This is a genomic window from Mycobacterium sp. (assembly GCF_046095365.1).
Taxonomy (GTDB): Bacteria; Actinomycetota; Actinomycetes; order Mycobacteriales; family Mycobacteriaceae; genus Mycobacterium.
This window is the reverse complement of record NZ_JBJTJF010000033.1, coordinates 1-8,500: the sequence shown is the minus strand read 5'-3', so window position 1 is coordinate 8,500 and position 8,500 is coordinate 1. Positions and strand designations below refer to the sequence as shown.

Genomic DNA, 8,500 nt, shown 5'->3' with positions numbered 1-8,500 from the left:
CACCCGCATGCGCTCGGACACCCCGAAGGTGCTGCACACCCTCGGCGGGCGCTCGATGCTCGCGCACGCGCTGCGCCGTCCGCCGAGCCGTCCGCCGCCACGCCCACCTCCCGAATGTGCGGTTTCATACGCGCCACGCCGATCGCGTCGTATGAGATTTCACCGTCACGGAGCATTCCAGCTCCGCCGCCAGGACTCGAACCTGAACTATCTGAACCAAAATCAGAGGTGCTGCCAATTACACCACGGCGGATCGCCCGTGAGTGACTGTAGTCGACTCCAGTACCCTGATAGCCGTGGCAGCACCGCAGGGCCAGCCGCGGCCGCCGCGGTCCAGGATGACCGGCAGCGAACGGCGCCACCAGCTGATCGACATCGCCCGCGGCCTCTTTGCCGAACGCGGTTACGAGGGCACCTCCGTCGAAGAGGTGGCGCAGCGCGCCGGGGTCTCCAAGCCGGTCGTCTACGAGCACTTCGGTGGCAAGGAGGGGCTCTACGCGGTGGTGGTCGACCGCGAGGTGTCGGCACTGCTCGACGGAGTCACCGCCTCGCTCACCAACAACCAGTACCGGCCACGGGTGGAGGCGGTGACGCTGGCGCTGCTGACCTACATCGAGGAGCGCACCGACGGCTACCGGGTGCTGATCCGCGACTCCCCGCCGTCGCTGAGTCCGGGCACCTACTCCACCCTGTTCAACGACGCCGTCGGCCAGGTCGCCTCGATCCTGGCCGGCGACTTCTCCCGCCGCGGCCTTGATCCCGAACTCGCGCCGCTCTACGCGCGCGCGCTGGTGGGTTCGGTGTCGATGACCGCACAGTGGTGGCTGGACGCCCGGGCGCCCGACAAGGAGGTCGTTGCCGCCCACCTGGTCAACCTGATGTGGAACGGCCTGACCGGACTGGAGCCCGACCCGCGGCTGCAGGACGAGTGATCGCCCCGCTGGCGGGTCTGGTCGAACTCGCGCTCCAAGCGCCGCCGTTCGCCGACCTCGCCGAGCGCGCGGACGGGCGCCCCGACGACCTGGCGGTGGTGGGTCCGGCCAGCGCGCAACTGTTCGTGGCGGGCGCGCTGGCCCGCGGCGGGCCGCTTCTGGTGGTGACCGCCACCGGCGGGCAGGCCGACGACCTCGCCGCCGAACTGCGCGGGGTCTACGGCGAGGCGGCCGCGCTGTTCCCGTCCTGGGAGACGCTGCCGCACGAGCGGCTCTCGCCCGGGGTGGACACCGTCGGCGCCCGGATGCTGCTGCTGCGCCGGCTGGCCCGGCCGGACGACGCGGAGCTGGGACCGCCGCTGCGGGTTGTGGTCACCACCGTGCGCTCACTGCTGCAACCGATGGCCGCCGACCTCGCCGGGATCGAACCGGTCACCCTGCGGGTCGGCGCCGAACTCGACTTCGAACAGCTGGTCGCCCGACTGGCGGCGTTGGCCTACACCCGCGTCGACATGGTCGCCCGGCGCGGGGAGTTCGCCGTGCGTGGCGGCATCCTCGATCTCTTCGCCCCCACCGAGGAGCATCCGGTTCGGGTGGAGTTCTGGGGCGACGAGGTCACCGAGATGCGGATGTTCTCCGTCGCCGACCAGCGTTCGATTCCCGAGCTGGATGCCGGCGTGGTGGTGGCCGTACCGTGTCGCGAGCTCCTGCTGACCGACGAAGTCCGTTCCTGCGCAGCGGAATTGGCGAGCCGGGCCCCGCGCGAGGACAACCGTGTCACCGGTGGCGTCGCCGATATGCTGGCCAAGCTGGCCGAGGGCATCCCGGTCGACGGGATGGAGGCGCTGGCGCCGGTGCTGCGATCCGGCCCGCTGGGCTCGCTGGTCGGTCACCTGCCGGCGGGAACACCGCTGCTGGTGTGCGACCCGGAGCGGGTGCGCACCCGGGCGGCCGACCTGATCAAGACCGGCCGGGAATTCCTGGAGGCCTCCTGGTCGGTGGCCGCGGTGGGCGGGGAGACGCCCATCGACGTCGAAGCCCTCGGCGGCTCCGGCTTCCGCGAACTGGACGAGGTCCGGGGGGCGGCCACCGCCGGCGGCCACCCCTGGTGGACGGTGAGCCAGTTGTCCGCGGAGGGCGCAGTCGAACTCGACGTGCGGGCCGCACCGTCGGCCCGCGGCCAGCAGTCCGGCGTTGAGGAGATCTTCGCGATGCTGCGCGCCCACGTGCTGACCGGCGGTCTGGCCGCCGTGGTCGCACCCGGGACCGGCACCGCCCACCGGGTCGTCGAGCAACTCGGCGAGCACGACACCCCCGCCGAGATGCTGGAGTCCGGCCACCCGCCGAAGCCCGGCGTGGTGGGCGTGCTGAAAGGCCCGCTGCACAACGGGATCGTGATCGCGCCCGCGAATCTGGTGGTGATCACCGAGACCGACCTCACCGGCAACCGCGCCACCGGGCCGGAGGGCAAGCGGCTGGCGGCCCGGCGCCGCAACACCGTCGACCCGCTGGCGCTGACCTCCGGCGATCTGGTGGTGCACGACCAGCACGGCATCGGCCGCTTCGTCGAGATGGTCGAGCGCACCGTCGGCGGGGCGCGCCGGGAGTACCTCGTGCTCGAGTACGCCTCGTCCAAACGTGGTCAGGGCGCGGACAAACTGTTCGTCCCGATGGACTCCCTGGATCAGCTGTCCCGCTACGTCGGCGGCGAGCAGCCCGCCCTGAGCAGGCTCGGCGGCAGCGACTGGGCCAACACGAAGACCAAGGCGCGCAAAGCCGTTCGGGAGATCGCCGGCGAACTCGTCGCGCTCTACGCCAAGCGGCAGGCCGCCCCCGGGCACGCCTTCGCCCCCGACACCCCCTGGCAGGCCGAGATGGAGGACGCCTTCGGCTTCACCGAGACCGTCGACCAGTTGACCGCGATCGGTGAGGTCAAGTCCGACATGGAGAAACCCGTCCCCATGGATCGGGTGATCTGCGGCGACGTCGGCTACGGCAAGACCGAGATCGCGGTGCGGGCGGCGTTCAAGGCCGTGCAGGACGGAAAGCAGGTCGCCGTGCTGGTACCCACCACGCTGCTGGCCGACCAGCACCTGCAGACGTTCACCGAGCGGATGGCCGGCTTCCCGGTGACCGTCAAGGGCCTTTCGCGATTCACCGACTCCGCTGATTCGCGAAAAGTATTGCAGGGCATGGCCGATGGCGGTATCGACATCGTCATCGGCACCCACCGTCTGCTGCAGACCGGAGTTCGGTGGAAGGACCTCGGACTGGTGGTGGTCGACGAGGAGCAGCGCTTCGGCGTCGAGCACAAGGAACACATCAAGAGCCTGCGCACCCACGTCGACGTCCTCACCATGAGCGCCACCCCGATACCGCGCACCCTGGAGATGAGCCTGGCCGGCATCCGGGAGATGTCGACGATTCTGACCCCGCCCGAGGAGCGCTATCCGGTGCTGACCTACGTCGGGCCGCACGAGGACAAGCAGGTCGCCGCCGCGCTGCGCCGCGAACTGCTGCGCGACGGGCAGGTGTTCTACGTGCACAACCGCGTCGCCAGCATCGACAACGCCGCCGCCCGGGTGCGGGCACTGGTCCCCGAGGCGCGCGTCGCGGTCGCCCACGGCCAGATGCCCGAGGAGCAACTCGAGCGGACGGTGCAGGGGTTCTGGAACCGCGAGTTCGACATCCTGGTGTGCACCACGATCGTGGAGACCGGACTGGACATCTCCAACGCCAACACCCTGATCGTCGAGCGCGCCGACACCTTCGGACTGTCCCAGCTGCACCAGTTGCGCGGCCGGGTCGGGCGCAGCCGCGAGCGCGGCTACGCCTACTTCCTCTATCCGCGCGACACCCCGCTGACCGAGACCGCCCACGACCGGCTGGCCACCATCGCCCAGAACAACGAACTGGGTGCCGGGATGGCGGTTGCGTTGAAGGACTTGGAGATTCGCGGAGCCGGCAACGTGTTGGGCGTCGAACAGTCCGGGCACGTCGCCGGGGTGGGCTTCGATCTCTACGTGCGTCTGGTCGGCGAAGCGGTCGAGGCCTATCGCGCGGCAGCCGACGGCAAGACCGTGACGACCCCGGAGGAACCGCGCGACGTCCGCATCGACCTGCCCGTCGACGCGCACCTGCCGCCGGATTACATCGGCAGCGACCGGCTTCGGCTGGAGGCCTACCGAAGGCTGGCGGCCGCCGCCGACGAGGCGGCCGTGACCGCCGTCGTCGACGAGCTCACCGACCGCTACGGGCCGCTGCCCGAGCCGGCGCAGCGGCTGGTTGCGGTGGCCCGGCTGCGGCTGCTGTGCCGCCACTACGGGGTGGCCGAGGTCTCGGCGGCATCGGCGAGCACGGTGCGCGTCGCCCCGCTGTCCCTGCCCGACTCCGCGCAGGTGCGGCTCAAGCGGCTCTATCCCGCGGCGGCCTACCGGGCCACCACCGCCACCGTGCAGGTGCCGATCCCACGGGCCGGCGCCGGGGTGGGTGCGGCCCGGATCCGGGATCTGGACCTGCTCCAGATGGTGGCCGACCTGCTTCTGGCCATTGACGGCCGACCGCGCGGCGAGGTTGATATAACGGCGGCGGTGAAGGGAGGCGGGCGATGACGGTCATCCTGGTCGACCCCCGCCGGCCGGCGCTGTTGCCCATCGAGGCCGCCGAACTGCTCACCGGGGATCTGCAGTACACCGAGGAGATGCCGATCAGGGTGCAGTGGTGGCTGCCGTCGGCGCGCTCGGCGATGATCGGGCCGGACGCCCCGGTGCTGCTGTCGTCCGACCCCGGGCACCCCGCGGTCAGGGCCAGGCTCGCCGCCGGCGAGCGGCTGATCGCCGCGCCGCGGCCGCGCCCCGGGGAGCGGCTGATCGACGCCGTCGAGATCATGGACCGCCTGCGCACCGCCGGGCCGTGGGAGAGTCGGCAGACCCACCAGTCGCTGCACCGCTACCTGCTGGAGGAAACCTACGAGTTGTTCGACGCCGTGCGCGGCGGCGACGCCGGTGAGTTGCGCGACGAACTCGGCGACCTGCTGTTGCAGGTGCTCTTCCACGCCCGGATCGCCGAGGAGGCCCCGGGCACCGGATTCGACATCGACGACGTCGCCGATGCCCTGGTCCGCAAGCTCGTGAACCGGGTGCCCGCGGTGCTGGCCGGTGAGCAGATCACCCTGGAAGACCAGCTGGCGCAGTGGGAGCAGCGCAAGGCCGCCGAGCGGCGGAGTTCCGACGGCCGGACCTCCTGCGTCGACGGACTGCCCACCGCGCTGCCCGCGCTCGCCCTGGCGCAGAAGGTGATCGACCGTGTCACCGCCGCCGGCGTACCCGCCGATCGCATTCCGGTCGCGCTGACGACGGTGCAGGTCGGCCCGGGTGGTGATGCCGAGCAGGCGGTGCGCGACGCGGTGCTGGAGTTCATCGACAGCGTGCGTAACGCCGAAGCGCAGATCGCCGCGGATCGGCCCGGCGGTCCCGGCTCCGGCGCGGCGGCGACGGCCGAGGAGTGGTGCCGGTACCTGCCCGCCGACCCGACCGCGGCGCTGGTGCACTGGCCCGGTCAGGGCTGAGATTGCACTGGCCCGGTCAGGGCCGAGATTGCACTGGCCCGGTCAGGGCCGAAATCCCGAGATTCGCAGCGGCTAACGGAGCGGGCCCCGTGGGACGATAAACCTCTCAAAACCGGGTACAGGGAGTGTCGTGTCGTCACGCTGGAAGCGCGCCGCCGTCGTCGTCTCAGCGACGACGATGGTGCTCGCCGCCAGCTGCTCCTGGCAGGTCGGAACGCCCATCCCCGAGGGTGTGCCGCCGCCGCCGGGGGACCCGGTGCCGGCCATCGACACCCATGCCGCCGGCCGCCCGGCCGACCAGCTGCGGACCTGGGCCGAACAGCACGCGCCGGCGCTGGGCATCCCGATCGAGGCGATGGAGGCCTACGGGTACGCGGCGCGGGTGGCCGAGGTGGAGAACCCGGACTGCCACCTGGCCTGGACCACCCTGGCCGGCATCGGCATGGTGGAAAGCCACCACGGCACCTACCGCGGCGCGGTGATCGCACCCAACGGCGACGTCAGCCCACCCATCCGCGGGGTGCGCCTGGACGGCACCAACGGCAACCTGGCGATCATCGAGAAGGAGGCCTCGGTCGAGGGCGACCCGGTCTACGCCCGGGCTATGGGCCCGATGCAGTTCATCCCGGAGACCTGGCGGCTCTACGGTGTCGATGCCAACAACGACCGCACGATCAGCCCCGACAATTTCGACGACGCCGCTCTCTCGGCCGCGGGTTACCTGTGCTTCCGCGGCAAGGACATGGCGACCCCCCGCGGCTGGATGAACGCGCTGCGGGCCTACAACCATTCCGAGCTGTACGCCCGCGCCGTCCGGGACTGGGCCGCCGCCTACGCCGCAGGGCATTCGCTGTGATGCGATCCGGCCCGGGCAGTCCTGCTCAGTGCGGCCCGGTAGCGGCCCGAACCATCTAGGCTGATCGACGTCAGCCGTTCCTCCCAGCAACGGGGAACGTTCCTTCCAGCAAGGAGTACGAGCGTGCCCATCATCGAGCAGGTCGAAGCGCGCGAAATCCTCGACTCGCGCGGCAATCCGACCGTTGAGGTCGAGGTGGCCCTCATCGACGGGACCATGGCGCGCGCCGCCGTCCCGTCCGGGGCGTCCACCGGTGAGCACGAGGCCGTCGAGTTGCGCGACGGCGGATCCCGCTACGGCGGCAAAGGTGTGCAGAAAGCTGTCGAGGGCGTGCTCGACGAGATCGCCCCGGCCGTCATCGGCATGTCCGCCGACGATCAGCGGCTGGTCGACCAGGCGCTGGTCGACCTCGACGGGACGCCCGGCAAGGGCCGGCTCGGCGCCAACGCGATCCTGGGGGTGTCGCTGGCGGTGGCGAAGGCGGCGGCGGAGTCTGCCGGGCTGCCGCTGTACCGCTACCTCGGCGGGCCGAACGCCCACATCCTGCCGGTGCCGATGATGAACATCCTCAACGGCGGCGCCCACGCCGACACCGGGGTCGACATCCAGGAGTTCATGGTCGCTCCGATCGGCGCCCCCAGCTTCAAGGAGGCGGTGCGCTGGGGTGCGGAGGTCTACCACGCGCTCAAGGCCGTGCTCAAGAAGCAGGGCCTGGCCACCGGTCTGGGTGACGAGGGCGGTTTCGCCCCCGACGTCGCCGGCGCCCGGGCCGCCCTGGACCTGATCTGCTCGGCCATCGAGTCGGCCGGTTTCAAGCCCGGTGTCGACGTGGCCCTGGCCCTCGACGTGGCGGCCACCGAGTTCTACACCGCCGGAACGGGTTACAGCTTCGAGAAGCAGAACCGCACTGCCGAGGAGATGGGTGCGATCTACGCCGAACTGCTCGATGCCTACCCGCTGGTCTCCATCGAGGACCCGCTTGACGAGAACGACTGGGATGGCTGGGCGGCGCTCACCACCGCGATCGGCGACCGGGTGCAGATCGTCGGCGACGACCTCTTCGTCACCAACCCCGAGCGTCTCGAGGAGGGCATCGAGCGCGGCGCCGCCAACGCGCTGCTGGTCAAGGTCAACCAGATCGGGACCCTCACCGAGACCCTCGACGCCGTGGCGCTGGCCCACAACAGCGGCTACCGCACCATGATGAGCCACCGCAGCGGCGAGACCGAGGACACCACGATCTCCGACCTCGCGGTGGCGGTGGGCAGCGGCCAGATCAAGACCGGGGCTCCGGCCCGCAGCGAACGGGTCGCCAAGTACAACCAGCTGATGCGCATCGAGGACGCCCTCGGCGACGCCGCCCGCTACGCCGGCGACCTGGCCTTCCCGCGGTTCGGCGGAACGGACTAGACGCACCTCGTGGCAGACGGTAAACGGTCCGACCCGAAGCGCCGGGCGCCGGCGTCCCGGCCCGGCGCCTCAGGCCGCGGACGATCGCGGCCGGGCCGGGTCACCTCGCGCGACGCCCGCCCGGGCGGTCTGCGTGACCGGGCCGAGTCCGTCGGCCGCAGTATCACCGAGCCGATCAGGGACGCGATCAGCGCCTCGATCCAGCAGCAGAGCGAAGAGCGTCTCGGTTTCACCGCCCGGCGTGCCGCCATCCTGGCGGCGGTGGTGTGCGTGCTGACGCTGACCATCGCCGGGCCGGTTCGCACCTATTTCGCCCAGCGCACCGAGATGAAGCAGCTTTCCGCCAGTGAGGCGGCGCTGCGTGAGCAGATCGCCGAATTGGAAAGCCAGAAGGCCAAACTCGCCGACCCGGTCTATATCGCGGCACAGGCCCGCGAGCGGCTCGGGTTCGTCAAGCCCGGCGACATTCCCTATCAGGTGCAGCTGCCGCCCGGGGTGGTCGTCGAGCCGCGGGCCGGCTCGCAGCAGCAACCCGGGCGCGGCACCGACCCCTGGTACACCTCGCTGTGGCACACCATCGCAGACACCCCGCACGGACCGCCGGCGCCGACGTCCGAGCAGCCCGTACCGCCTGCGCGTCCCGGCCCGCCACCGCCACCTCCGCCACAGCGAGGTGTACCAGGGGTCGGTGCCGCGCCCGGGTTGCTGCTGCGAGCCGGCCCGCGGCTCGACGAC

6 protein-coding genes, 1 tRNA gene and 1 pseudogene are annotated in these 8,500 nt (G+C 71.2%); 7 read left to right on the top strand and 1 reads right to left on the bottom strand.

Annotation, left to right across the window (positions count from 1 at the left end):
* Positions 1-73 (top strand): annotated as a pseudogene (locus tag ACKOQ4_RS02505) (hypothetical protein); the annotation flags it as partial.
* Positions 74-181: 108 nt separating this feature from the next.
* Here the strand turns inward: ACKOQ4_RS02505 and ACKOQ4_RS02500 are convergent.
* Positions 182-253, bottom strand: a tRNA-Gln gene (locus ACKOQ4_RS02500).
* An 85-nt stretch (positions 254-338) separates the two neighbouring features.
* Here ACKOQ4_RS02500 and ACKOQ4_RS02495 point away from each other — a divergent pair.
* From ACKOQ4_RS02495 to ACKOQ4_RS02470, 6 genes are all read left to right on the top strand, one after another.
* Positions 339-932, top strand: a complete 594-nt coding sequence (locus tag ACKOQ4_RS02495; protein ID WP_526288502.1) for a TetR/AcrR family transcriptional regulator — start codon at positions 339-341, stop codon at positions 930-932.
* Positions 929-4,543, top strand: a complete 3,615-nt coding sequence (gene mfd / locus ACKOQ4_RS02490) for a transcription-repair coupling factor (protein WP_526288498.1) — start codon at positions 929-931, stop codon at positions 4,541-4,543. Before ACKOQ4_RS02495 ends, mfd begins: the two co-directional genes overlap by 4 nt.
* On the top strand, positions 4,540-5,499 hold the full coding sequence (locus ACKOQ4_RS02485) for a nucleoside triphosphate pyrophosphohydrolase (RefSeq protein ID WP_526288496.1): 960 nt from the start codon (positions 4,540-4,542) through the stop codon (positions 5,497-5,499). The genes mfd and ACKOQ4_RS02485 overlap by 4 nt, the downstream gene beginning before the upstream one ends.
* 178 nt (positions 5,500-5,677) lie before the next feature.
* A complete protein-coding gene (locus ACKOQ4_RS02480; protein WP_526288500.1) occupies positions 5,678-6,355 on the top strand; it encodes a lytic transglycosylase domain-containing protein in 678 nt (225 codons plus the stop codon).
* A gap of 123 nt (positions 6,356-6,478) precedes the next feature.
* Positions 6,479-7,765, top strand: coding sequence for a phosphopyruvate hydratase (eno, locus tag ACKOQ4_RS02475; protein WP_526288494.1), 1,287 nt, complete (start codon positions 6,479-6,481; stop codon positions 7,763-7,765).
* Between the two features lie 9 nt (positions 7,766-7,774).
* The coding region (locus ACKOQ4_RS02470) for an FtsB family cell division protein (protein WP_526288492.1) at positions 7,775-8,500 on the top strand (726 nt) is incomplete at its 3' end.